At 71.4% G+C, this 22,524-nt stretch carries 17 protein-coding genes, 1 tRNA gene and 1 pseudogene; 11 read left to right on the forward strand and 8 right to left on the reverse strand.

Annotation, left to right across the window (positions count from 1 at the left end):
* Nucleotides 1-278: 278 nt before the first annotated feature.
* The 4 genes from BH708_RS17760 to BH708_RS17775 all read right to left on the reverse strand — a co-directional run bounded on the left by BH708_RS17760 (nt 279) and on the right by BH708_RS17775 (nt 5,990).
* A complete protein-coding gene (locus BH708_RS17760; RefSeq protein ID WP_076810302.1) occupies nt 279-1,751 on the reverse strand; it encodes an FAD-dependent oxidoreductase in 1,473 nt (490 codons plus the stop codon).
* Nucleotides 1,752-2,018: 267 nt separating this feature from the next.
* Nucleotides 2,019-2,999, reverse strand: coding sequence for a transglutaminase family protein (locus BH708_RS17765; protein ID WP_083713773.1), 981 nt, complete (start codon nt 2,997-2,999; stop codon nt 2,019-2,021).
* The gene (locus BH708_RS17770; protein WP_076810304.1) at nt 2,992-5,277 is read right to left on the reverse strand and encodes a circularly permuted type 2 ATP-grasp protein; all 2,286 of its coding nucleotides are present in this window, start codon (nt 5,275-5,277) and stop codon (nt 2,992-2,994) included. The genes BH708_RS17765 and BH708_RS17770 overlap by 8 nt, the downstream gene beginning before the upstream one ends.
* Before the next feature lie 35 nt (nt 5,278-5,312).
* On the reverse strand, nt 5,313-5,990 hold the full coding sequence (locus BH708_RS17775; RefSeq protein ID WP_076810305.1) for an AIM24 family protein: 678 nt from the start codon (nt 5,988-5,990) through the stop codon (nt 5,313-5,315).
* A 209-nt stretch (nt 5,991-6,199) separates the two neighbouring features.
* On the opposite strand from BH708_RS17775, the gene BH708_RS17780 reads away from it, so the two are divergent.
* From BH708_RS17780 to BH708_RS17790, 3 genes are all read left to right on the forward strand, one after another.
* The gene (locus tag BH708_RS17780) at nt 6,200-8,314 is read left to right on the forward strand and encodes a serine/threonine-protein kinase (protein WP_076810306.1); all 2,115 of its coding nucleotides are present in this window, start codon (nt 6,200-6,202) and stop codon (nt 8,312-8,314) included.
* Between the two features lie 178 nt (nt 8,315-8,492).
* Nucleotides 8,493-9,302 (forward strand): thioredoxin domain-containing protein, encoded by an 810-nt coding sequence (locus BH708_RS17785; protein WP_076810307.1) that lies wholly within the window; start codon nt 8,493-8,495, stop codon nt 9,300-9,302.
* Nucleotides 9,303-9,419: 117 nt separating this feature from the next.
* Nucleotides 9,420-9,491: transfer RNA gene (locus BH708_RS17790), tRNA-Thr, on the forward strand.
* A gap of 135 nt (nt 9,492-9,626) precedes the next feature.
* Here BH708_RS17790 and BH708_RS17795 read toward each other — a convergent pair.
* A pseudogene (locus BH708_RS17795) lies at nt 9,627-10,363 on the reverse strand (helix-turn-helix domain-containing protein); the annotation flags it as partial.
* A 143-nt stretch (nt 10,364-10,506) separates the two neighbouring features.
* On the opposite strand from BH708_RS17795, the gene BH708_RS17800 reads away from it, so the two are divergent.
* The gene (locus BH708_RS17800) at nt 10,507-11,535 is read left to right on the forward strand and encodes an NAD-dependent epimerase/dehydratase family protein (protein WP_076810309.1); all 1,029 of its coding nucleotides are present in this window, start codon (nt 10,507-10,509) and stop codon (nt 11,533-11,535) included.
* Nucleotides 11,536-11,544: 9 nt separating this feature from the next.
* On the opposite strand, the gene BH708_RS17805 is transcribed toward BH708_RS17800, so the two are convergent.
* Nucleotides 11,545-13,011, reverse strand: a complete 1,467-nt coding sequence (locus BH708_RS17805; protein ID WP_076810310.1) for a hypothetical protein — start codon at nt 13,009-13,011, stop codon at nt 11,545-11,547.
* A gap of 611 nt (nt 13,012-13,622) precedes the next feature.
* Here BH708_RS17805 and BH708_RS17810 point away from each other — a divergent pair.
* Entirely contained in the window at nt 13,623-14,237 is a 615-nt protein-coding gene (locus BH708_RS17810; RefSeq protein ID WP_157236046.1) for a hypothetical protein, read from the forward strand.
* A 75-nt stretch (nt 14,238-14,312) separates the two neighbouring features.
* Here BH708_RS17810 and BH708_RS17815 read toward each other — a convergent pair whose 3' ends face one another.
* Entirely contained in the window at nt 14,313-14,990 is a 678-nt protein-coding gene (locus BH708_RS17815; RefSeq protein ID WP_076810312.1) for a uracil-DNA glycosylase, read from the reverse strand.
* Between the two features lie 77 nt (nt 14,991-15,067).
* On the opposite strand from BH708_RS17815, the gene BH708_RS20465 reads away from it, so the two are divergent.
* From BH708_RS20465 to groL, 3 genes are all read left to right on the forward strand, one after another.
* Nucleotides 15,068-15,502, forward strand: coding sequence for a DUF3263 domain-containing protein (locus BH708_RS20465; protein WP_253705391.1), 435 nt, complete (start codon nt 15,068-15,070; stop codon nt 15,500-15,502).
* Between the two features lie 84 nt (nt 15,503-15,586).
* On the forward strand, nt 15,587-16,198 hold the full coding sequence (locus BH708_RS17825) for a LytR C-terminal domain-containing protein (protein WP_076810313.1): 612 nt from the start codon (nt 15,587-15,589) through the stop codon (nt 16,196-16,198).
* A 359-nt stretch (nt 16,199-16,557) separates the two neighbouring features.
* On the forward strand, nt 16,558-18,204 hold the full coding sequence (gene groL, locus BH708_RS17830) for a chaperonin GroEL (protein ID WP_076810314.1): 1,647 nt from the start codon (nt 16,558-16,560) through the stop codon (nt 18,202-18,204).
* Between the two features lie 186 nt (nt 18,205-18,390).
* Here groL and BH708_RS17835 read toward each other — a convergent pair whose 3' ends face one another.
* The gene (locus tag BH708_RS17835) at nt 18,391-19,224 is read right to left on the reverse strand and encodes a CPBP family intramembrane glutamic endopeptidase (protein ID WP_076811570.1); all 834 of its coding nucleotides are present in this window, start codon (nt 19,222-19,224) and stop codon (nt 18,391-18,393) included.
* A gap of 213 nt (nt 19,225-19,437) precedes the next feature.
* On the opposite strand from BH708_RS17835, the gene BH708_RS17840 reads away from it, so the two are divergent.
* From BH708_RS17840 to BH708_RS17850, 3 genes are read left to right on the forward strand one after another with little or no spacing between them, the layout of a single operon-like run.
* Nucleotides 19,438-20,511 carry a TRAP transporter substrate-binding protein gene (locus tag BH708_RS17840; RefSeq protein WP_083713776.1) on the forward strand — a complete coding sequence of 358 codons (1,074 nt, stop codon included), beginning with the start codon at nt 19,438-19,440 and terminating at the stop codon, nt 20,509-20,511.
* On the forward strand, nt 20,508-21,146 hold the full coding sequence (locus BH708_RS17845) for a TRAP transporter small permease (protein WP_083713778.1): 639 nt from the start codon (nt 20,508-20,510) through the stop codon (nt 21,144-21,146). Before BH708_RS17840 ends, BH708_RS17845 begins: the two co-directional genes overlap by 4 nt.
* A gap of 2 nt (nt 21,147-21,148) precedes the next feature.
* Nucleotides 21,149-22,468 carry a TRAP transporter large permease gene (locus tag BH708_RS17850; RefSeq protein ID WP_076810315.1) on the forward strand — a complete coding sequence of 440 codons (1,320 nt, stop codon included), beginning with the start codon at nt 21,149-21,151 and terminating at the stop codon, nt 22,466-22,468.
* Nucleotides 22,469-22,524: the final 56 nt, after the last annotated feature.

Genomic DNA, 22,524 nt, shown 5'->3' on the forward strand with positions numbered 1-22,524 from the left:
TCGGCTCGCTGGTGAAGCGGATCGGTGGAATCGATGAGCGTGTTGCGGAGACTCGGGCGTGAGGGGTGGCCGCAGAGGGTGGCCAGGTCGAGCGGGTGTGATCGCGCGGGCTGGAGCGACACGCACCGTGGGTGTTGCCGGTTCCACTGATTCGGCCCGCTGGTGAAGCGGATCGGTGGAACCGGCGGGCGTGTCCGCCCACGCGGTGCTCGCCGGCGCGACGGGCGTGTCCATCCGCGCGGTGTTCGCCAGCGCGGCGAGATCCCGGGCGCCGGACCTCAGACGCCCGCGGGGGAGTTCGAGTTCATGCCTTCGCGGGCCACGCGCACCATCTCCTCGCGCTCGACCACCTTCACCCGGGCGCGCGGCTCGCCCTCGGCATCGACCGCGGCGGTGCCGAGAGCCTTCTCGTGCTCGTCCAGGGACATCCAGCCGTCCCAGGTCGTGTAGGGCACGCCCTTGTCCTCGAGCAGGCGCAGGATCGCGTCCTCGTCCCGCTCTCGGGCGGGCGGGAGCGTGCCGGCCTCGATGTCCTCGAGCAGCGAGGTGATCGTCTCGATCGCATCGGACTTGGTGGCGCCGATCAGTCCCACCGGCCCACGCTTGATCCAGCCGTTGGCGTACAGGCCGGGGACGAGCGCACCGTCCCTGTCCGTGACCCGTCCGGCGAGGTTGCGGATCACGCCGCGGCGGGCGTCGTACGGGATATCGGGCAGCTCGGAGCCGTGGTAGCCGACGGCGCGGTAGACGGCGCCCAGTGCGTAGTCGACGAACTCGCCGGTGCCCTCGACGCGGCCTTCGGCGTCCAGGCGCGTGCGCTCGAAGCGCATCCCCGTGACTCGTCCGTCCTCGCCGAGCACCTCGACGGGGCGGTGCCAGAAGTGCATGTGCAGGCGGCGGCTGACGGGCCCGCCGTGCTTGTCCGTCGGCTCCTCGCCGGCGGCCTCGCGGCGCTGCTGCTCCTCGAGCCAGCCGACGAAGTTCCGCACGACCTGGTCGGTGCGCTTGTCGGACCTGATGGTCTCCCATTCGGCCTCGGTGATCTGCTCGAGGTCGCGCGGATCCATGACCACCTGCAGGCCCCGGGGATGGGCGAGCTCGCGGGCCTCCAGCGGGGAGAACTTGGTCTGCGCGGGTCCGCGGCGGCCGAAGATGTGCACATCCGTGGTGTTCGCGGCCTGCAGGCCCTCGTAGACGTTGGCGGGGATCTCGGTGCGCAGCAGTTCGTCGGCGCTCTTGGACAGCACCCGCGCGACGTCGAGGGCGACGTTCCCGTTGCCGATCACGGCGACGGACTCGGCGTCGAGCTCCCAGGTGCGCGGGTAGTCGGGGTTCCCGTCGTACCAGGCGACGAAGTCGGCGGCACCGTAGGAACCTTCCAGCTCGATGCCGGGGATGTCGAGGTCGGCGTCGTGGAGCGCGCCGGTGGCGAAGACGACCGCGTCGTAGTGGGCGCGCAGGTCCTCCACCGTCAGGTCGGTGCCGAACTCGACGTCGCCGAGGAAGCGGATGTCGCCGCGGCCGAGGATGCGGTGCAGGGCGGTGATGATGCCCTTGATGCGTGGATGATCAGGGGCGACGCCGTATCGGATCAGCCCGAACGGCGTCGGCATGCGATCGAACAGATCGATCGAGACCTCGAGATCGCCGTTCTTGACCTGCTTCGAGCGCAGCAGGGTCTCGGCGGCGTAGACGCCGGCGGGACCGGAGCCGATCACGGCCAGACGGAAGGGCTGCTGGGAGGAGGACATCTCACCTCGGTCTCGTGGCGCGGAGCGCCGGGTCGGATGCGTCGTCGAGCGCGCGCTGATTTCCGCACCACTGTATACGCGAAATTCGGGGACGGATCGGCCCGTGTGAGCTGGACGACGTGGTCCGACCGCCCCCCCGACGCCGATGTGCGGGGCAGCGGCGTCGCGCTGCGTGGGCCGCCCCCGGCGTCGCGCTGCGTGGGCCGCCCCCCCCCGGGGTCGCGAACGCGCCGGTGGGACCGCCGCCCGAGGGCGGGTCCGACCGGATCATTCCGGCGCAGAGGTCTCCGAGGGCACCGGCACCACGCCGACGGCGACGTCGAGGGTACTGGTCGCCCCGGGTGGGCCGACCACGATGCCCTTCAACGGCGGCACGTCCCCGTAGTCGCGGCCCCAGGCGGTGGTCACGAAGCGCTGGTCGACGAAGGTGCGGTTGGTGGGGTCGATGTCCACCCATCCCGCGCCGGGCACCAGCACGCTGAGCCAGGCATGGGAGGCGGCCGAGCCGATCATCTCCCCGGCCGGCTGGGTGCCCAGAGCCCCTTCGGCCGACGGGGCCGTGCGCAGGTACCCCGAGACGTACCGCGCGGCCAGCCCCGCGGCACGCACCGCGGCCACGCCCACGTGCGAGAAGTCCTGGCACACCCCGTGTCGGGCCGCGAGCACGTCCTGAAGAGTGGAGGTCACCGTGGTGGCGTACGAGTCGTAGGTGAAGTCCGTGTGGATCAGGCCGGTCAGCGCGGCCAGGCACTCCCCGATGGGTCGCTCCGGCGTGAACACGGCCTCGGAGAGCTCCCGAGCGGCCGCGAGCGTCGGGACCCTCGGGGAGGGGTGGAGGAAGTCGATGCCCTCGGCGGGCAGCAGCTGGCCCCAGTGGTCGGAGGCGCACTGCTCCCAGGGCCGGGACATCCCCTCGGCCCCGTACCGGCGCTCGGAGACCGTGACGTGGGCATGGGAATGCACGTCGAGCCGTTCATGCACGTCGTCGACCAGCAGATACGTCGAGGAGTTGCCGTAGAAATCGGTGTGCGCCGTGAGCCGCGCCGGGGAGGGGTCCACGACCACCTCGTGCGAGAGCACCCGCTGGTGCGGGGTGGCGCGCGGCTCGACGTGCGCCCGGCCGTAGTTGCGCGAGACCGGCTTCGCGTAGTGGTAGCGGGTCAGGTGGTGGACGCGGTAGTCGACGGCCTCGGCGGGCGGCTCGTCCTCGGTGCGCAGGGGGATCATCGGATCGGGGTTCTCAGACATCGTCGACCCCCCACAGCGAGGTGGACTCCGAGGGGCGGAAGAATCGGTTCTCGAGCGCGCCGGCGAGCTCGCGCAGGGTGAGGATCGCGGCGTCGGCCTCCTCGAGCAGTGCGGTGGGGGCGCCGTCGGAGGCGTCGGCCCCGTCGGCCGGACGCAGCAGCTCGCGCGGTTCCCAGGCGCCGATGCGACTGCGCAGCGCCGTCAGCGGAGACCGCAGCTCGGGGGAGGGGTCCAGCTCCGGCAGGCGGTCGAGCGTCGAGTGCAGGCGATCCAGCTGGAAGGCGATCGAGCGCGGCAGGGTGGTGTCGGTCAGGAGCAGTTCGAGCAGCAGCTCGGACTGCACGGCCGCGTGGTAAGCGCGGCGGTAGGACGCCCCGGACTCGGTGATCACGGCGACCGCGCCGGCGATACGGGCCTCGGCGGCCCGGCTGCGGCGCCGGCCCAGGGTGGCGCGCAGCAGGGCCAGCAGGCCCATGGTCCGTTCGATCTTGCGGCCGATCTCCGTGAGGTCCCAGCCGAGGTTGCGCGGCATCGAGTCGGCGACGGCGCCGGAGAGGGTCAGGCAGCCGTCGACGATGTCCGTCAGCCCGCGTTCCAGCGGTGGGGAGTCCGGGCCGGCGAGGGTGTGGATCCGGCCCCGCATGCGGGCGATCACGGGCCAGATGTCGTCGGAGATGAGATCGCGCAGGGTGCGGGTGGTGTGGGCGAGGGAGGCGTAGGACTGGGCGAGGGATCCGGGGCGGCCGACGTCGGTCAGCAGGCTCGTGACCTCGGTGTGGACGTCCTCCGGGTCGTGGGGGTCGCGGGAGAGGAAGCCCGGGTAGGTGGTGGTGACGTCGGTGACCGCCCCCAGCAGCACGGCCTGGGCGGTGCGGGCGGTGGGGCCGTGCTCCGAGCCGAGGTCGTTGGAGGTGTCCAGCACGGTGCGCAGCAGGCGGGCGGTGGAATCGACCCGTTCCAGGTAGCGGCCGAACCAGAACAGGTCCGAGCCGATCGAGCGCGTCATCGCAGGGTAGGCCGTGAGCACGCCGCGGGTCACAGCGGTCAGGGCGGGGCCCGCCGGGTCGGGTCCCGGCAGCTCCTCCCCGGGCGCGGCGGGCAGTGCAGAGGTCTCCGGAACGGTCACCCAGACGTCCTTGAGCGCCTCGGGTCCGTCGTCGTCGGTCAGGGCGACCCCGCCGGGCAGCACCTCGAAGCCGTCCTCGGAGGCGACCACCAGCACGCGCAGGCGCACCGGGCGCTCGACCAGCTCGTCGCCGCCGCCGGGGTCCAGCGAGAGCCAGCCCGCGCGTCCGTTCGCGGTGCCGGGAGCGGCGGGGCGCAGCTGGAGGTCCTCGTGGAGGATCTGCCGGCACAGGTCGGGCAGCGCCTCGCGCAGCGCGGGATTCTCCAGCAGTCCCGCCCCGAAGGGGTTGAGCACCTCCACGTCGCCGCAGCGGGCGGCCTCGATCAGTCCGGTGACGCCGCCGAGGCGGGTCGACCCCAGGTCCAGCGGGTCCAGCAGCTCGGAGGGCAGCAGGCGGATCAGCGCGTCGACCGCGTCCCCGGGATCGGCATCGGCCCCCGGCAGACGCAGGGTGAGGGTCCCGGAGCCGGTGCGCAGATCGCCCGCCGAGACCACCGGGGCGCCCAGCAGGTTCGCGAACCAGCTGTCGTCGAAGGCGCGCAGCGGATCCTCGACGTCGTCGTCGGTGAGCACGACGGTCCGCCCGGCGCGGCCGTCGGTGCGGGTGCGGTGGTGCAGGGCGCTGCGGACCGTGTCGAAGAAGGGGTGCAGGCGGCGCAGGGCCGTGGTGCGGTACAGCGTCGGGGCGCAGCGGGACAGCGCGCGACGGACCTCGAGCGCGGTCCCGGCCCCGTCGGGCACGTCGACCGAGTCCTCGAGCACCACCCAGGACCCGTCGTCCGTGCGGGTCAGCGTGCTGGTCACGGCGAAGAGATGATGGCTGCCGCGGGCGGGGATCCCGATCGCGGAACGGAGGTAGGCCGGGTCCTGCAGGAGTTCGGAGGTCGGGGCGACGTCGGTGCCCAGCACCGTGCGCGGCCCGTAGAGGTCCGCGTACAGCGCATCCAGCACCCGGACCCGCTGGATCAGGCCCGCGGAGATCGCCTCCCAGTCCTCGGGGTCCAGGACGACGGGGACCGGGTCGACGACGGGCTGGGCGACGGAGACGTCGGCGGCGATCATCGCGGCCGCCGACGTCGCCGCCCGGCGCCGCCCCCGGGGACCGAGTGCGGCCAGCGCCTCGGCCAGGGCCGGTGGTGGTGCGATGCTCACCGCACCATCGTAGGCATGGCGGCTCCCGGTCGTGATCAGGAGGAGGGCGTGACGGGCATCCCCTCGGAGGGCTGGACCACCACGAAGCCCGGCCCGTGGAAACCGAGCTGGAAGGACTCCCCGGAGCCGCGCCCGATCAGCGAACCCATCTTGAAGTCGTTCTTGATCTGCGGCTGGAGGTTCGCCGACCAGCACACCGCCGCCTGGGGATCGACGAAGGTGGGCTGCTGGGAGCAGTCCAGCAGCATCGGCGGGCCGTCGGAGGTGACGGCGACCATGCCCTGGCCCTGCAGGAACAGGTTGAACAGACCGCCGGCCATGAATCCCGCGCCGCCGAGGGACTTGATGTCCCACTGGATGGAGCCGTCGAAGGCGAGCATGTTCTTCGTGTTCAGCGTGAGGGCCTCGCCCTCGAGCTGGATCAGGAAGATCTCGTCGGCCTGATGGGCGAAGAAGATCTCCCCGTGGCCGGTGGTGCGCATCATGTTGCCGCCCTCACCGGTGGCCATCTTCTTCAGCAGCTTCATGCCGCCGCCGGAGCCCTGGTAGGCGAAATCCATCTGCCCCTGATAGGCGACCATCGCCCCGGCGGAGGAGACGATCTCGGGGGACTGCGGGGTCAGCGAGCAGCGCAGCATCTTGGTGGACTGCAGGGCCCACCGATCGGTGGTCTGCCGTTCCTGGTTGGCCGCGTCGAACAGATTGGAGCGCATGGGGCCCTTCCCTCTCGGATGCCCGGTCCGGCCCGGGTCGCCACGGCGCCCACCGCGCCGCAGGGCGATGGTCTCACGGCCCCGGGGCATCCCGGGCGCGTCCGGGCGACGCGCTGTCGACGGTCCCGGGCGAGGACTCGGGGTGGGGAGGCTGTGCGGGAGCGGTGAAGTCGGGGCATCCTCCGCGGCGCGCCTCGTAGCATGTGCTCATGGCCGACACCCCGACCCCCAGGTCCTCCCGCAGCGCCCGCCGCGATCCGCGGTTGACGGCGCTCGCCGAGGACTCCGGGTACGAGATCCAGGGCCGGATCGGATCGGGCGGGATGGGCATCGTCTACCGTGCCCAGGACGCCGACGGCCGCGACGTGGCCATCAAGCTGCTGCGTCACGAGGTCTCCGACGACCCCCTCGCACGGGAGAGGCTGGCCCGGGAGGTCGCCGCGCAGAAGCTCGTGCGCAACGACAACATCGTGCGGATCCTGGATGCCGAGCTGGAATCCTCCGACGCCTTCGTGGTCACCGAGTTCGTGCCCGGCCCGACGCTCGATGACGCCGTGCGCAACCACGGCGGCCTGCACCCGGAGGCGGTGCGCGAGATCGGCCTCGCCATGGGGGATGCCCTGCACGCCATCCATCGTGCGGGGGTGATCCACCGCGACCTCAAGCCGAGCAACGTGCTCCTGCGCAATGCCTCCGAGGAGGACCTGACCGGCTTCGACCCCGACGGCGACCGGCTGGACCCGGTGATCATCGACTTCGGCATCGCGATCGCCGCCGAGGAATCGCGGATGACCTCGACCGGGCTGGTGATGGGCACCGCCGCGTATCTCGACCCCGAGGTGATCCGCACCGACCACACGGGAGAGGCGGGGGACTGGTGGGGCTGGGCCGCCCTGCTGGCCTTCGCCGCGACCGGCCGCGAGCCCTATGGCAGCGGGCGCGCCGACCTGGTGTTCCTGCGCGCCGAGCGCGGGGAGATCGACATCGACGGGGTGCCCGTCGAGCTCGGCGACTGGCTGCGCTCGGCCCTGCAGTCGGAGCCGGCGCAGCGGCCCGCCCCGGAGGATCTGCTCGCCCGCCTGGCCGAGCTGGACCTCACCCGGTACGAGGACCCGGGGCCGACGGAGGCGCTGCGCGCCGACGGTCGCACCGCCGTGCTGCCTGCTGGAGCCGCGGGAGCCGCGGCTGCGGGAGCCGGAGCTGCGGGAGCCGCAGGAGCGGCGGGCGGTCTCGAGCGCGACGACGAGAGCTCGGCGCCGGACGCCTCCGCGGAGCCGGCCACCGAGATGTTGGCACCGGTGACGAGCCCGGCCGAGCAGCGCACCGAGTCACTGCCGCGGGTGGGCTCACCCTCCGAACCGGCCACGGAGGCGCTGCCCCGTCACAACGCCGGAGAGGATGGGCCGACCGAGGCGCTGCCCGTCACTGGCCCGCCGACCCAGCAGATGCCCGTGATCCCGCCCTCGGCGCCGCCGCAGGACGCCGGCTTCCCCACCGGCACCCAGCACCCGGTCCAGCGCGGTCCTCAGCAGCATCAGGCCTCTCCGCCCCGCCGGCAGGACCCGTCCCCGCAGGCGACGCAGCCGTATCCGGTCCAGCAGGCACCCGGTCAGCAAGCGCCCGTTCAGCAGGCACCGCAGCCCGGGCAGGATCCGCAGTGGCCGCAGGGGTACCCGCAGCCTGGTGCCGGACAGATGAGCCCGAACGGCAGCTGGGCCGCCCAGATGCCGCCGCCCCGGCGACCGCTGCTGGTGTGGATCGGCCACCTGCTGATCGTCACCCTCGCCGCTGTCGCCCCGTACGTGTCGCTGACGGTGCTCCTCCTGCTCGGCGCGCTCGCCCGGACCTGGGAGCGAGCCCATCGCGGCGTCGCCGGGAAGCGCCTGCGCGGCTCGACCGGCTCCGCGCCGCTCTGGGCCGCCGGGCTCTCGAGCCCGTTCACGTTCCTGCTGGGACTGCTCGAGATCGTGCTGCAGGCCCTGTTCCCGCTGATCCTCGGCGTGCTGGTGGGGATCGCGATCGACGCCTCCTGGACGCTCCTGCAGGGGGAAGCTCCGCCGGACGGGGTGGCCTTCGCCGCCGCGATGGTGGTGACGCTGCTGATCACCTGGGTGGGGATCGGGTCCCGCACCACCCGCAGCGGTGCTCACCGGATGCTGGATGCCGCCGCTCCGGACGCCGTGTGGACCGCGGTCGTCGTGGTCCTGCTCTTGCTGCTGGTCGGCGCGGTGGTCTTCACCCTCTTCGCCCGCCAGGGGATGGTCGACTACTTCCCCTTCCCGAACGGACCGCGGCTCGAGGACGTCGCGCTGTGGAGGCGGTGACGCGCGGCGGGAGGTTCGCGCTCCCCGATCGTGACGTGCACGCGGCAGCGGCCGCGAGGTGCCGCCGCACTCCCGGGCGTGAGGTGTCCCATGGGGTCTCTCGGTGCTCAGGAGCGGACCGTTAAACTCTCACCGACCCGTCACCCACCGCAGCCCCGGCTCGGGGCGAGGAGCATCCATGGCCGCGTCCGGCTCGTCGAAGTCCTCTCCGTCGAAATCAGCGCAGGAGCGCCGTTCCGCCCAGCGCGAGCAGCTGCGCCAGCAGCGGCAGGCCGAGCTGCGGCGCCAGCGCACCGTGCGCACCACCGTGATCGCCGCGATCACGGTGGTCGCCCTGGTGATCCTCGCCGGCCTGGGCTTCCTGATCTACAAGTCCACCCAACCGGAGGGCCCCGTGGCCGTGCCCGCCGGTATGAGCGAGGATGAGCCGTACCTGAGCTTCGGCGCCCCCGAGGACTCCGGCAAGCCCGTCGTGGAGATCCATCTCGACTTCATGTGCCCCGTCTGCGGCCAGTTCGAGGACATCAACGGCGAGGACGTCCAGACGATGATCGAGAACGAGGACGCCACCGTCCACATCGTCCCGCGCCGATTCCTGGACAGCCAGTCGACCACCGGTGACTACTCCTCTCGGGCGGCGGCCGCCATGGTCGCGATCTACGAGGAGGACCCGGCGGCGGCGCTGACCTTCATGCAGCTGATGTTCGCCAACCAGCCCGCCGAGGGCAGCGCCGGACTCACGGACGAGGAGATCTGGGCCTATGCCGAGGAAGCCGGAGCCTCCGACGCGGTGAAGGACACGATCGACAACGGCACCTACCTCCGCTGGGTCCGCGAGATCTCCGATCCCTATGCCGACGAGAAGGGGGCGGGAACTCCGTACATCGAGATCAACGGCACGCAGTTCCAGGATTGGTCCACGCCCGGTGCCCTGGCCGACGCGGTCGCGGCCGCCGGCAGCGGCGCCTCGGACGGCGGCGGGAAGTGACAGGTCCTCGCGCGGCCCACGTGCCGCGCACGGAGGTCCGCGGGGTCCGACGGCCCCGCCGGCTCGTCTAGACTTCTAGGCCTGAGGGGCCGGTCGATCCGTCGGCCGGCCCCTCCCGCTGGAGTGGCGCAACGGTAGCGCACCTGTCTTGTAAACAGGTGGTTGCGAGTTCGAATCTCGTCTCCAGCTCTCATTCGTCGAGTCCTGCTCCGTCCCGGACCCCGGCGCCACGGCCTCGTCCGCCGACGGCAGGGCCGAGGAGGCGAGCAGGCTCAGCTTCTCGGCCGCGGCCGTTCCCGGCTCGGGATGATAGATGACCAGCATCATCCCCTCCGTCCCCGTCACCGCGAGCTTCTCGCGGTCCAGCCGCAGCGGTCCGACCTGCGGGTGCTGGAACTCCACCGACGCGCTCTGGCGGGCCCGACGTCGTGGCGCGCCCACAGGTCGCTGAACTGCGTGCTCGCCAGCGAGAGCTCGCCGACCAGTTCGATGGAGCGGGGATCCTCGACCCCTGTGCCGACGGACTGGCGGAAACCTGCGACCAGGGCGCGGGCAGTGGCCTCCCAGTCGGGGAACAGGGCCTGCTCGGCCGGATCGAGGAAGACATCCCGCAAGCGGTTGCGACCCACCTCCAGGCGGGGTGAGATCGCCGCCGCCAGCGGGTTCGCCGCCAGCACATCGAGGTATCGGCCCTCGACGAAGGCCGGGAACCCCAGATGTGAGATCAAGCGCTGTGTCGAGGCCGGGGCCGTCTCGCGGGGCCGCCGACGGGAGGTGCGTCGCCGGGGACGGTCGGTCGCGAGAGCGAGGAGGTAGTCGACGTCGTCGAGGTCCAGCACATGGGCGATGGCCGTGAGGATCTGCGGGGACGGGTGGCGGTCCCGCCCCTGTTCCAGCCGGAGATAGTACTCGGCGCTGATCCCGGCGAGCATCGCCACCTCCTCGCGGCGCAGCCCCGGAACGCGTCGGGTCCCGCTGGAGGGGATGCCGACCTGCTCGGGGGCGATGAGGTCTCGTCTCGCCCGCAGGTACGACCCCAGGAGATTCTGCTCTTCGCTCATGCGTCGACGATAGACCCGGGGCCAGCGCACCTGCCTGTCCCTGTCGCTGCCAGGGTCGAGGGGGCCTGGCCGGAGACGGTGCGAAGGACGAGCATCGCAGCAGAACCCGCGGACGGACCGTGGGGTGAAGGAGAAGCAGGATCATGACACAGGTACTGGTCACCGGAGGATCCGGATTCATCGCCGGGCACACCGTCCTGCAGCTGCTGGCTGCCGGGCACGAGGTGCGCACGACGGTCCGTTCGCTCGCGCGGGAGGCCGATGTGCGCGCGGACCTCGAGCAGGCGGGGATGACGCGCGGCGACGCCCTGACGTTCGTCGAAGCGGATCTGCTGGCCGACGAGGGCTGGACGGAAGCCGTCGAAGGCATCGAGGTGGTACTGCACGTGGCCTCGCCGGTGCTCCTGGACACGCACGGCGAGGAGGAGGTGGTGCGTCCGGCGCGCGAAGGCACTCAGCGGGTGCTGCGTGCGGCGCGCGACTCGGGAGTGCGTCGTCTCGTGCAGACCTCGGCGTTCCATGCTGTCGGCTTCGGCCACGGGCCGGATCATGGCGAGTTCACCGAGGACGACTGGTCGGTCGAGGACAGCGACGGGGTGGACGCCTACGGGCGCAGCAAGATCCTCGCCGAGCGCGACGCCTGGGAGTTCATCGCGCGTGAGGGACGCGGGATGGAGCTGGTGACCCTGGCCCCGGTGGCCGTGATGGGACCGGTGCTGGGGGCGAAGGTCTCCGGCGGGAACCGCATCATCCAGCGCAGCCTCGACGGCGCCATGGCGGCGTATCCGAACCTGTACATACCGATCGTGGACGTGCGCGACGTGGCGGCGGCGCACGTCGCCGCGCTCGATGCCCCTGCTGCCGCCGGCCGTCGCATCCTGATCTCCTCCGGGCAGGATGCGCTCGCGATGATGAGAATCGGGCAGATCCTGCGTGACGCCCTCGGTGAGGCGGCCGCGAACATCCCCACCCGGACCCTTCCCGACGACGTGGTGCGACAGGCCGCCCGGACGGATGCGTCGCAGCGGGTCGCCGCCCATGACCTGGGAGTGGTCAAACGAGTCAGCACCACGCGCCTGCATGAGGTGCTGGGCATCCGGCCGCGCCCGTCCCGTGACGCCATCGTCGCGGCGGGCCGCAGTCTGCTCGAACGCGGGCCGGTCACCGGGTGAACGTGGCGCTCAGAACGTCTCGTAGGTCGACCGGTTCACCATGAACCCGTGCCCGGTCATGACGTTCCAGCAGGTCATGCCGTCGAAACGGCTGGTGCACGCCATGTCTCCGTGCTTCGCGCTGCGATCGTACTCAAGGGTCGTCGCCTCGTCGTCGCGGGAGGACTGCCCGCAGTCGAGCTGGGGTTCCTCCCCGGCCACGGTGATGGTGAACGGGCCGTCGTCGCAGTCCTCGAGGTCTGCCTCGGAGTAGTCGCGCTCGACCAGGGAGCAGGAGACCGAGTCCTCCTCGAGGGTGCAGGAGATGTTCCCGGTGGGCGACTGCAGCGTCGTCAGTTCCGTCGCGTCATCGGGAGCGGGGGAGACGGGGTCGGGCTCCGTCGTCGGAGGCTCCTCCGGGGTCGTCTCCTCCTCCGTGGTCTCCGCCGCCGTGGTGGAACTGTCGCGCTGGTACGTCTCGTCGTCCCCGCCGAACCAGGCACGGCCGACGAGAGAGGCGACCACTAGCAGGATGATCACGAGGATCAGGCACCCGCCGCAGGCGAACCAGATGCGCCGGCGGGAGCGTCCGGTGTCGTCGGAGCCGCCGTCGCCGGTGGGCGCAGGTGCGGCCGGAGGATGCCCGGCAGGAGGCTGGGTGCCGGATGGCTGCGCGCCAGGAGGCTGCGCGCCAGGGGCAGAGGCGGAGTAGCCATAGGCGCCCGCAGCGCCGACGCCACCGGATGCGACCGCCCCGTCGTCGACCGATCCGGTCGCGGGGGCGTCCGCGCCCGGGCCGCCGGGGCCCCCGTCGGCAGCAGCAGGACCGGCACCACCCGCAGCGGCGGCGCCACCTGCAGCGGCGGCTCCTGCAGCGGCGGCTCCTCCCGCTGCGGCTCCGCTCGCCGCCGGGCCGAGCGGCACCACCGAGGCGTCCTGGGAGACGCGGACGCCGGTGGTCCCGCCGGGTGCCGACGCACCGGACCCGCCCGCGGAAGACGGCGGAGCGGATGCCGGAGACGTGCCCCAGAGCGCCTCGTCCGGGAAATCGCCCCAGACCGAGGCCTCCTCGGGCTCCGCCGGTGCGCTCGGCGGTGCGGACTCCATGGACGGTGCCGACGGCGGCACGACGGCCGGTGCGTCAGCGGTGTCGTCGGAGCGGTCCGGGGTGCCCGACTCCCCGGGAACGCTCTCGACGGAGGTGTCCTCGGCGTCGCCCGGCAGATCGATCGGGTCCATCGCAGCGGTGGCGGGCCCGCCGTCCACGTCCCCACCGGAGGCGTCCTCCTCGGGCTCCTCAGCGGCGGTGTGCTCGTCGTAGGCCGACTTGGCCCAGGGGTTCGTGGCGAGGATCCACTGCCGCGCCACGTCGGGGCACGACGGGTTCAGCACGATCAGCCTCTGGAGCTGGGGATGCTTCTCCGTGAGTTCGAGCAGGCGCTCCGGCGTCGTGCTCGGATCGCGTGCTTCCTCTGCCGCTGATCGTGGCTCGGCCACAGGCTTCTCCCTCGGTGTCGACACGGGCTCTCGGGCGCGCCCAGGACCTCGCCGCAGCCGTACGAGGCGTGCCGCGGACCCCGAGAGTCTGACACCACGGCTCGCGACGGTCCACTCCCGGGGCCGGCCGGGAGGGGCCTCGGTGGGGGTGGGCGCGGTCGCAGCGACGATCACACCCGCCCGCGTGACCAGCGCGGCAATCGTGTTCCGGGACCGGGCGGCAGAGCCGGGACGTGACGTCGGCTACCCCGTCATCGGCCCGCCGTCCGGGGGCAGCGAGCGCACCTCCCGCCAGGAGTAGCCGTGCGGTCCGGGCACGACGGTCGATGATCGTCGATGATCGGGCGGCACGGCGCCGGACGTGGCGCCACCCGGGTACGCGCCTACCATGGACATCAGCTCGGCGGACGACGACGCCTGTCGTCCGCAGCGCCGAGGGGCCAGGAGGGGACATGGGTCAGCCGGATCGAGGACAGCCGGATCACGGGCAGCAGGATCACGGGCAGCAGGGACGGGGGCAGGACTCGCAGGGGCAGTTCGCCCAGGGACCGTTCGCGCCAGGGCCCGGTGCGTCGGGCGCGGGCGGCGGGCCGGGCCCGGCCGGTGCACAGATGGCTCCTCCGGCTCCGCGGCGCTCGCGCCCCGGGATCTGGATCGCGCTGGGCTGCGCGGTGCTGCTGATCCTGCTGCTGCTGATCGCCGTGACCGTCGGCGTCGTCCACCTGCTGACCCGAGACGGCGGGGAGGACGGGGCGACGGCGCCCGAGACGGTGCAGGTCTCGCAGGAGTACTTCTCCCTGCGATACCCGGCGGAGTGGTTCGAGGGGGAGATCAGCGAGGACAGCGCGAGCTCCGGCATGGTCCTCGACCTCCGCGACGAGCAGGTCGAGGGCGAGGAGGTCGCGACCAACTCCCTGGTCGTGTACGTGTTCGACGCGACGCTGCACGCGAAGTCCGAGTGTGAGAGGCAGGCGATCTGGATCGGGTACCTCTGGGACGAGGTCGGTGATCCGACGACGATCGACCCCATCACCCTGGACGGGAAGGAGCTGCCCTCGCACCGCGCCCTGGGCACCCACGACGACCGGGAGGCGGTCTCCGAGATGTACTGCGCCGACGTGGGCGATCAGGTGCTGCAGATCCTGGTGGAGACCCATGGCGCCGCGGAGGTGTCCCCGGAGATCCGGGCGATCCTGGACAGCTGGCGGTGGTCCGACGCCGCGTGAGGCGGAGTGCCTCGCCGACGGCCGCCGGCCCTGGCGCGCCTCGCCGCGGACCCGTCGGCCGCGGAGCGCGCCGGGTCAGTCGGGGATCCGCCAGTCGATGCCGACGGCGCCCTGCTGCTCCAGCAGCGCGTTGGCGCCGGAGAACGGACGGGAGCCGAAGAAGCCGCGGGAGGCGGACAGCGGGCTCGGATGCGGGCTCGCCAGGTGCGGGACCTGCCCGAGCATCGGGATCAAGGACTGTGCATCGCGCCCCCACAGGATCGCCACCAGCGGGCCGCCCCGCTCGACCAGGGCGCGGATCGCGAGCTCGGTGATCTCCTCCCACCCCCGTCGGCGGTGGGAGGCCGGGGCGCCGGGCGCGACGGTCAGCACCCGGTTCAGCAGCAGCACCCCTTGGTCCTGCCAGGCGGTGAGATCGCCATGGGTGGCACGGGGGATCCCCAGGTCGGTCTCGAGCTCGGTGTAGATGTTCGTCAGCGACCGTGGCAGCGGGCGCACGTCACGGTCCACAGCGAAGGAGAGCCCGATCGGGTGGCCGGGGGTGGGGTACGGGTCCTGGCCGACGATGAGCACGCGCACGTCCTCCAGGGGGCGGGTGAACGCCGCCAGCACCCGATCCCCGTCGGGGAGGTACCCGCGGCCGGACCCGGCCTCGGTGCGGAGGAACTCTCCCAGCGTGTGGATCCGCTCCTCCGCGGGAGCGAGGGCCCGGGCCCAGTCGGCACTGATGATCTCGGTCAGGGGCTTCGGCATGTGAGCAGTCTTCCATCGTCGGCCGGGCGGCGGCGAGCCGTCCCGGGTGGACGCGACGGACCACGTAACCTGCCGGCATGCCCCTCCGATCCGCCGGCCGCACCCCGGACTCCCCGCCTCCTGGGGCGCCGGACGGATCGACGCCGCACGAGGACGGGCGATCGACCGATACCCCCGCCGGGCCGGTGCAGAACGACGACGGGGCCGGATCCGTCGACACTCCGGCGACGATGTCCGATACGTCACTGCCGGGGCCGCAGGGCGCGCTCTCGGAGCGGGACCGGCAGATCCTCGCGCTCGAGTCCCGCACCTTCCGCTACGTCGGCGCCAAGGAGCGTGCGATCCGCGAGGAGATCGGGATCTCCAAGGTGGCCTATTACGTGCGTCTGAACGCTCTGCTCGACGAGCCGGCGGCGCTGCGCGCGGCGCCCTCGGTGGTCCACCGCCTGCGCGGCCGACGCACCTCCGAGCACGGCCCCGCCTCCGCAGACGGGTCGGGTCAGGTCGCCTGACAGGCCCGACCGTCCCACCCGACAGACCCGATCCCGGGGCGTGTGCTCCGACGCCGCACCGGGTGGAGCAGGTTTAATGGGGCCGTGGCTGATTCCCAGTATCCCTACCCGCCGGACCGTTTCGACGACGAGGCCGACGCCGTGTCCTTCCACGGCGCCCACCGTGCCGAGGAGCCGTTCTGGCGTCAGAACCTGCTCTACATCGTCATCATCGGCGCCGCGCTGGTGATGCTGATCGTGCTCCTCTTCGTCATCGGGGGCATGGGCGGCGGCGGCGACGAGCGTGCCGAGGACCCGACCACCCCGGCGGCGTCGGAGACCAGCTCCGCGCCCGCGGAGGAGACCACCGAGGAGGAGCCGCCTCCGGAGGCCGACAAGTCGGTTCCGGTCCTGGTGGTCAACGCCGGCGGCATGAATGGCCTGGCGGGGACCTGGCGGGACACCCTCGAGGGGGACGGCTGGGAGGACGTCAGCGTCAGCACGGCTGACAACCAGCAGCAGGAGCCCGTCGTGTTCTACCGGGACGACGAGGACCAGGAGACCGCGCAGGCTCTCGCCGCCGAGGTGGGCGCCGGGGAGGCGCGCCAGAGCGACGAGTACGACGCCCGCATCACCTTCGTGGCCGTCGAGATGCCCGACGAGGGCGGCGGCGACGAGGGCGACGGCGGCCAGGGGGACGACGGCGGCGAGGGCTGATCCGCCCCGCTCCGCGCAGCATCGGACGCGCGCCGACCTCTCCTCCCGGGAGGCGGCGCGCGTCCTGCGTCCTCGGCCCTCAGCGGAACCCGTGATCCACCCCCGGCGGAGTTAGCACTCTCCGCCTCCGAGTGCTTATGATGATCTGGCACTCGATGATCGAGAGTGACAGCGCCGTACGGCGAGGCCGCACTCGGGCGTCGTGAGCCTGATCGGTCGACAGGCAGCTTGCCGGCCGGCCACGAACATTCCGGCCCCGTGAGGGATCCGGCGCCGTGGGACATGAACACGGCGTGGGGTTCCGTCCGTCGCGGGCACAGGGTCGGGTGGACACCACACCACACGGGAGAGATTCCACAATGGCCAAGCTCATCTCTTACGACGAGGAGGCCCGGCGCGGCCTCGAGCGGGGTATGAACCAGCTCGCGGACGCCGTCAAGGTCACCCTCGGTCCCAAGGGCCGCAACGTCGTGCTCGAGAAGTCCTGGGGCGCCCCCACCATCACGAACGACGGCGTGTCGATCGCCAAGGAGATCGAACTCGACGATCCCTACGAGAAGATCGGCGCCGAGCTCGTCAAGGAGGTCGCCAAGAAGACGGACGACATCGCGGGCGACGGCACCACCACCGCCACCGTCCTCGCCCAGGCCCTGGTCAAGGAGGGACTGCGCAACGTCGTCGCCGGCGCCAACCCGATCGCGCTCAAGCGCGGCATCGACCAGGCCGTGGCCGCGGTCTCCGAGACCCTGCTGAAGCAGGCCAAGGAGATCGAGACCAAGGAGCAGATCGCCCACACCGCCGGCATCTCGGCGGCCGACCCGGCCATCGGCGAGCTCATCGCCGAGGCGCTCGACAAGGTCGGCAAGGAAGGCGTGATCACGGTCGAGGAGTCCAACACCATGGGCCTCGAGCTGGAGCTCACGGAAGGCATGCGGTTCGACAAGGGCTACATCTCGCCGTACTTCGTCACCGACGCCGAGCGCCAGGAGACCGTTCTCGAGGATCCCTACATCCTCCTGCTGTCCTCCAAGGTCTCCTCGGTCAAGGACCTGCTGCCGCTGCTGGAGAAGGTCATCCAGGCCGGCAAGCCGCTGGCGATCCTCGCCGAGGACGTCGAGGGCGAGGCCCTCGCGGTGCTCGTCGTCAACAAGCTCAAGGGTTCCTTCAAGTCCGTGGCCGTCAAGGCTCCCGGCTTCGGCGACCGCCGCAAGGCGATGCTGGAGGACATGGCGATCCTCACCGGTGGCCAGGTCATCGCCGAGGAGGTCGGCCTCAAGCTGGAGACCGCTGGTCTCGAGCAGTTGGGCCAGGCTCGCAAGATCGTCGTGACCAAGGACGAGACCACCATCGTCGAGGGCACCGGTGACGCCGAGCGCATCGCCGGCCGCGTCTCGCAGATCCGCAACGAGATCGAGAACTCGGACTCGGACTACGACCGCGAGAAGCTCCAGGAGCGTCTGGCGAAGCTGGCCGGCGGCGTGGCCGTCATCAAGGCCGGTGCCGCCACCGAGGTCGAGCTCAAGGAGCGCAAGCACCGCATCGAGGATGCCGTGCGCAACGCCAAGGCCGCCGTGGACGAGGGCGTCGTCGCCGGTGGCGGCGTCTCGCTGCTGCAGGCGGGCAAGGACACCTTCGACTCGCTCACCCTGGTCGATGACGAGGCGACCGGCGCGAGCATCGTCAAGGTCGCCATCGAGGCCCCGCTCAAGCAGATCGCGGTCAACGCCGGTCTCGAGGGCGGCGTCGTGGCCGAGAAGGTCAAGTCCCTGCCCGTGGGCCAGGGCCTGAACGCGGCCACCGGTGCGTACGAGGATCTCCTCGCCGCCGGCATCATCGACCCGGTCAAGGTCACCCGCTCCGCGCTGCAGAACGCGGCGTCCATCGCGGGCCTGTTCCTGACCACCGAGGCCGTCGTGGCCGACAAGCCGGAGCCCGCCCCCGCGGGCGGCGGCGGCGACGACATGGGCGGCATGGGCGGCATGGGAGGTATGGGCGGCATGATGTGATCGTCTGATCACCAGCCGCTCCTCCCGGAGCGCCCGGGCCCCGATCCTCCCCGGAGGGTCGGGGCCCGTCGTCGTCCGGAACAGGGGCTCGGCGGCCCAGAGGGTCCTGATCGACGACACCGGCCCGCGGACGGTCGGGATCCGGCTCGGTGGACGGAGGCCCTGAACGGACCGACCCTTCGGGGATCAGACGAGGAAGATCGGGATCGCACCGGGATTGTGGGCGTGCACGATGGCGAGGAAGACGACGACGTCGAAGAGCAGATGCACGATCAGCACGTACAGCAGCGAACCGGTCCTGGTGAAGAGCCAGCCCTGGAGCAGCGCGAACGGAGCGGTGAGCAGCGGGCCCCATTCCTGGTAGCCGAGCTCCCAGAGGAACGAGACGAAGATGATCGCCTGCAGCACGTTCGCCGTCCACAGGCCGACGTGTCGGCGCAGCAGGGCGAAGCAGGTGCAGATGAAGAACAACTCGTCCCACGTGCCCACGAAGCTCACCCCCACGAAGAACCGCGCCAGCTCGCTGCCCCCGGTGATGTGCGGCCAGTTCTCGTACGCGCCGGAGGTGATGAAGTAGAACGGCAGGATCAGCCATCCCAGCACCGGGACGGCGACGATGTACCCCTTCTCCAGGCGGGTCCAGGGCTGTCCGGTGAGCCAGGGGAACCGGATCGCCCGGCGGCGGTGGACGACGCGGTCCACCAGGAGCGGCACCGCCACGGCGAGCAGCAGCACCGTGCCGATCGTGACGAATCGGTCCCAGTCCACGTCCGCCCTCACGGAGGTCGTCGAGAGGATCGCGATGCCGATGCCGATCAGGGCCAGGTCTTTCGCCAGCTCGCGCGAGATGAGAAAGGCGCCGATCAGGCTGACCACGAGCAGCGCGTGTCCCCATCCGGAGAGCTGCAGCCCGAACAGCCCGACCGCGGACAGCGACACTCCTGCAGCCGGAAGCATCCCGATCCCCGGGGTGTCGGGGGGCTCATGCACGGGGACGTCAGCGAGGGGCCGGGGTGCCATGGGGACCAGCATGCCAGCTGACGGGGCGCAGCCTTCCCGTTCGGCGGCGGCCCGGCGACTGCCCGCCGCCGCCCCGGATCGTCGCCGACCAGGGGCAACCCTTGGCAAGCCGAGGCGTCGGGACGGGGCCCCGACTACGCTCCCCGGGAACATCCGAGCAGTGTGCCGACCGCGGAGTGCGGTCGGCCGCTCTGTGTTACGAGGAGGTAACTCGTGGCTTCATCCCCACTGCGCGGCCCGCGCAGCGGACGCCGAGCGAGCCGGCGCGACCTGCTGGTGGGTCTGCCGGCCCTGGGGCTCGGCGCCCTCGCCCTCGGCGGCTGCGCGCAGGCCGGGGCGACGACGGACGTGGAGAACGTCCTGTCGATCTCGCTGAACCAGACCGAGTCCCACCCCAGCTTCACGGCGCTGTCCTTCTTCGGCGAGCAGCTGGCCGAGGCGACCGAGGGACGGTGGGGCGCCCGCGTGTACGCCAACGAATCCCTCGGTGCCCAGCAGGAGGTCGTCCAGCTGGTCTCGGACGGTGCCGTGGACATGGCCGTCATCTCCAGCACCCAGGTCGAGAACCTGTCGATGGACTTCCGTCCGCTGAACCTGCCCGGCGCCTTCGAGAGCATCGATCACCAACAGGCCGTGCTGGGCGATGAGTCGATCGTCGGCGATCTGTTCTCCTCCCTCGAGCCGAGCCACCGCCTGCGTGTCCTGGGCGGATTCACCCAGGGCTCGCGTCACGTCTACACCGATCGGGGACCGGTCGAGGGCCCGGAGGACCTCGCGGGACTGAAGATCCGGGTCCAGGAGTCGGACGTGTTCATGGCGCTCATGCGGGCGCTGGGCGGCTCGCCCACGCCGATGGCCTACGGCGAGGTGTACACCGCACTCCAGTCAGGCGTGCTCAACGGTGCGGAGAACAACGAGGTCAGCTACGTGACCCAGCGCCACTACGAGGTCGCTCCGTACTTCACGCTCACCAATCACCTGGTGGGGCTCGACTACGTGATGGCCAACGTCGACCGCGTCGAGGAGATGGACGAGGCCGATCAGCAGGCCTACGCCGAGACCTTCGCCGCCGCCCAGGAGGAGTTCGTGCGGCTCTGGATCGAGGAGACCGACGCCAGCACCCAGCAGATGCTGGACGCGGGCGTCGAGATCAATGACCCGGGCCCCGACGCCTTCGGTCCGGCCATCGAGGAGGTCGGCCGCACATTCCTGGAGACCGCCGAGGACGAGGAGATGTACCAGGCGGTCCAGGCGGTCGCCGAGAGCATGGGGGAGGACGGCGCATGAGCGCGCTGCGATCACGCGGTGTCGAGGTGCTGAGATGGATCAGCATCGGGTTGTTCGCGGTGCTGGTGGCCGTGGTCGTCTGGCAGGTGTTCGCCCGCCAGGTGCTGTCCGCGCCGAGCGCCTGGTCCACCACCGTGTCCCAGTACCTGCTGATCTGGTTGGTGCTGTTCTCCGTCGCGATGGTGTTCGGGGAGCGCGGGCACGTGGCCGTCGACTTCTTCGCCCGGATGCTGCCCCGCGCCGGGCAGCGCATCACCAACGTGCTCGTCGCGCTGTCCGTCTTCGCCTTCGCCGCACTCGGCCTGGTGTGGGGCGGGCTGCGCGGCATGTCCATCTCCTGGCACCAGGCCATTCCCGGGCTTCCGGTGACCGTCGGTCAGATGTACCTGGCCCTGCCGATCGCCGGCGTCATCATCGCCGTCTTCGCCCTCGATGATCTGGTGCACGCGGCGCGCGGCGGGGACATGCTCGCCGGTGACGACGCGCAGCAGGCCGCCACGATCTCTGCGGCCGAGGCCGGGGAGGCCGACGACGCGGCGACCGGCGGATCCACCACCGGTGGCACGGCGGCCGACGACCTCTCGGCCGACGACTCCTCGACCGAGGACCCTTCGACCGACGGAAAGGGGGCCTGACCATGGATCCCGCCATGATCGCCGGCGTCATCCTGATCGCCGGAGTCGTCGTGCTCATCGGCATCGGCGCCCCCATCGGCATCGCCATCGGCCTGCCGTCCATCCTCGCGCTGGTCGCTGTGATCAGCCCCGACCAGGCCGTGTTCGTCGCCTCGCAGCGCATGTTCACGGGCGCGAGCTCCTTCACCCTGCTCGCGATCCCCTTCTTCGTGCTCGCCGGGTCGTTGATGAACACCGGCGGCATCGCCGGGAAGCTGATCGACGCCGCCAAGGTGCTCGTCGGCCGCATGCCCGGCTCGCTCGCCCAGACCAACGTGGTCGCCAACGCCCTGTTCGGCTCCGTCTCCGGGGCGGCCGTCGCCTCGGCCGCGGCCATGGGCTCCACTCTCGGGCCGCGTGAGCGCAAGGAGGGCTACGACCCATCCATCTCCGCGGCCGTCAATGCCGCCTCGGCGCCCTCGGGCATGATGATTCCGCCGTCGAACACGCTGATCGTCTACTCGCTGGTGTCCTCCACGTCCGTGGCCACGCTGTTCGTGGCGGGCTACGGCCCCGGGCTGGTGTGGGTGCTGGCCTGCATCGCGGTGGTCGCTGTGATCAGCCGCCGTCGGCCGGAGATGCGTGCCCGCGGCGAGCGGGTGCCGCTGGGCCTGGCGTTGACGACGCTGGCGAAGGCGGTCCCGTCGATCTTCATGATCGTCATCGTCATCGGAGGTCTGCTGGCCGGTCTCTTCACCGCCACCGAGTCCGCCGTGATTGCCGTCGTGTACTCCCTGGTGCTGGGGCTGATCTACCAGCAGCTCACGCTCAAGAACCTTCCGGACGTGGTCGCCGGGGCGGCCCGTACCACGGCCGTCGTGATGCTTCTGGTCGCCGTGTCCTCGGCGCTCAGCTGGGTGCTCAGCTACGCCACCATCCCGCAGACCATCTCGGACGCCCTGCTGGGCCTGGCGGACTCCACGACGATCATCCTGCTGCTGATGATGGTGATCCTGCTGATCGTCGGCGCGTTCATGGACCCGACCCCGGCGATCCTGATCTTCACGCCGATCTTCCTCCCGATCGCGCTGGAGCTCGGGGTGGATCCGATCCACTTCGGGCTGATGATCACCTTCAACCTGTCGCTGGGGACGATCACCCCGCCGGTGGGCAACATCCTCTTCGTCGCCGCGAAGGTGGGCGACGTCAGGGTCGAGCCGGTCATCAAGGCGATGATCCCGTTCTTCCTCGCCCTCGTCGTCGGCCTGCTCTTGGTGGTGTTCATCCCGCAGATCACGATGTTCCTGCCGGATGCGCTGGGGATGGTGACCGAAGCGCCCTGACGCGGGGGATGTCCGTGCTGGTGGCGGCCCCGGACCTCGACCCCAGCGGTCGGGAC

This window comes from Brachybacterium sp. P6-10-X1 (genome assembly GCF_001969445.1).
Classification (GTDB): domain Bacteria; phylum Actinomycetota; class Actinomycetes; order Actinomycetales; family Dermabacteraceae; genus Brachybacterium.

Coding starts and splice junctions, on each gene's coding strand:
- BH708_RS17815 (WP_076810312.1), bottom strand. CDS start 14,990: ATGCCGAAGCCCCTGACCGAGATCATCAGTGCCGACTGGGCCCGGGCC.
- BH708_RS17810 (WP_157236046.1), top strand. CDS start 13,623: ATGGCTCCTCCGGCTCCGCGGCGCTCGCGCCCCGGGATCTGGATCGCG.
- BH708_RS17780 (WP_076810306.1), top strand. CDS start 6,200: ATGGCCGACACCCCGACCCCCAGGTCCTCCCGCAGCGCCCGCCGCGAT.
- groL (WP_076810314.1), top strand. CDS start 16,558: ATGGCCAAGCTCATCTCTTACGACGAGGAGGCCCGGCGCGGCCTCGAG.
- BH708_RS17765 (WP_083713773.1), bottom strand. CDS start 2,999: ATGTCTGAGAACCCCGATCCGATGATCCCCCTGCGCACCGAGGACGAG.
- BH708_RS17800 (WP_076810309.1), top strand. CDS start 10,507: ATGACACAGGTACTGGTCACCGGAGGATCCGGATTCATCGCCGGGCAC.
- BH708_RS17850 (WP_076810315.1), top strand. CDS start 21,149: ATGGATCCCGCCATGATCGCCGGCGTCATCCTGATCGCCGGAGTCGTC.
- BH708_RS17775 (WP_076810305.1), bottom strand. CDS start 5,990: ATGCGCTCCAATCTGTTCGACGCGGCCAACCAGGAACGGCAGACCACC.
- BH708_RS17760 (WP_076810302.1), bottom strand. CDS start 1,751: ATGTCCTCCTCCCAGCAGCCCTTCCGTCTGGCCGTGATCGGCTCCGGT.
- BH708_RS17835 (WP_076811570.1), bottom strand. CDS start 19,224: ATGGCACCCCGGCCCCTCGCTGACGTCCCCGTGCATGAGCCCCCCGAC.
- BH708_RS17785 (WP_076810307.1), top strand. CDS start 8,493: ATGGCCGCGTCCGGCTCGTCGAAGTCCTCTCCGTCGAAATCAGCGCAG.
- BH708_RS17845 (WP_083713778.1), top strand. CDS start 20,508: ATGAGCGCGCTGCGATCACGCGGTGTCGAGGTGCTGAGATGGATCAGC.
- BH708_RS20465 (WP_253705391.1), top strand. CDS start 15,068: ATGCCCCTCCGATCCGCCGGCCGCACCCCGGACTCCCCGCCTCCTGGG.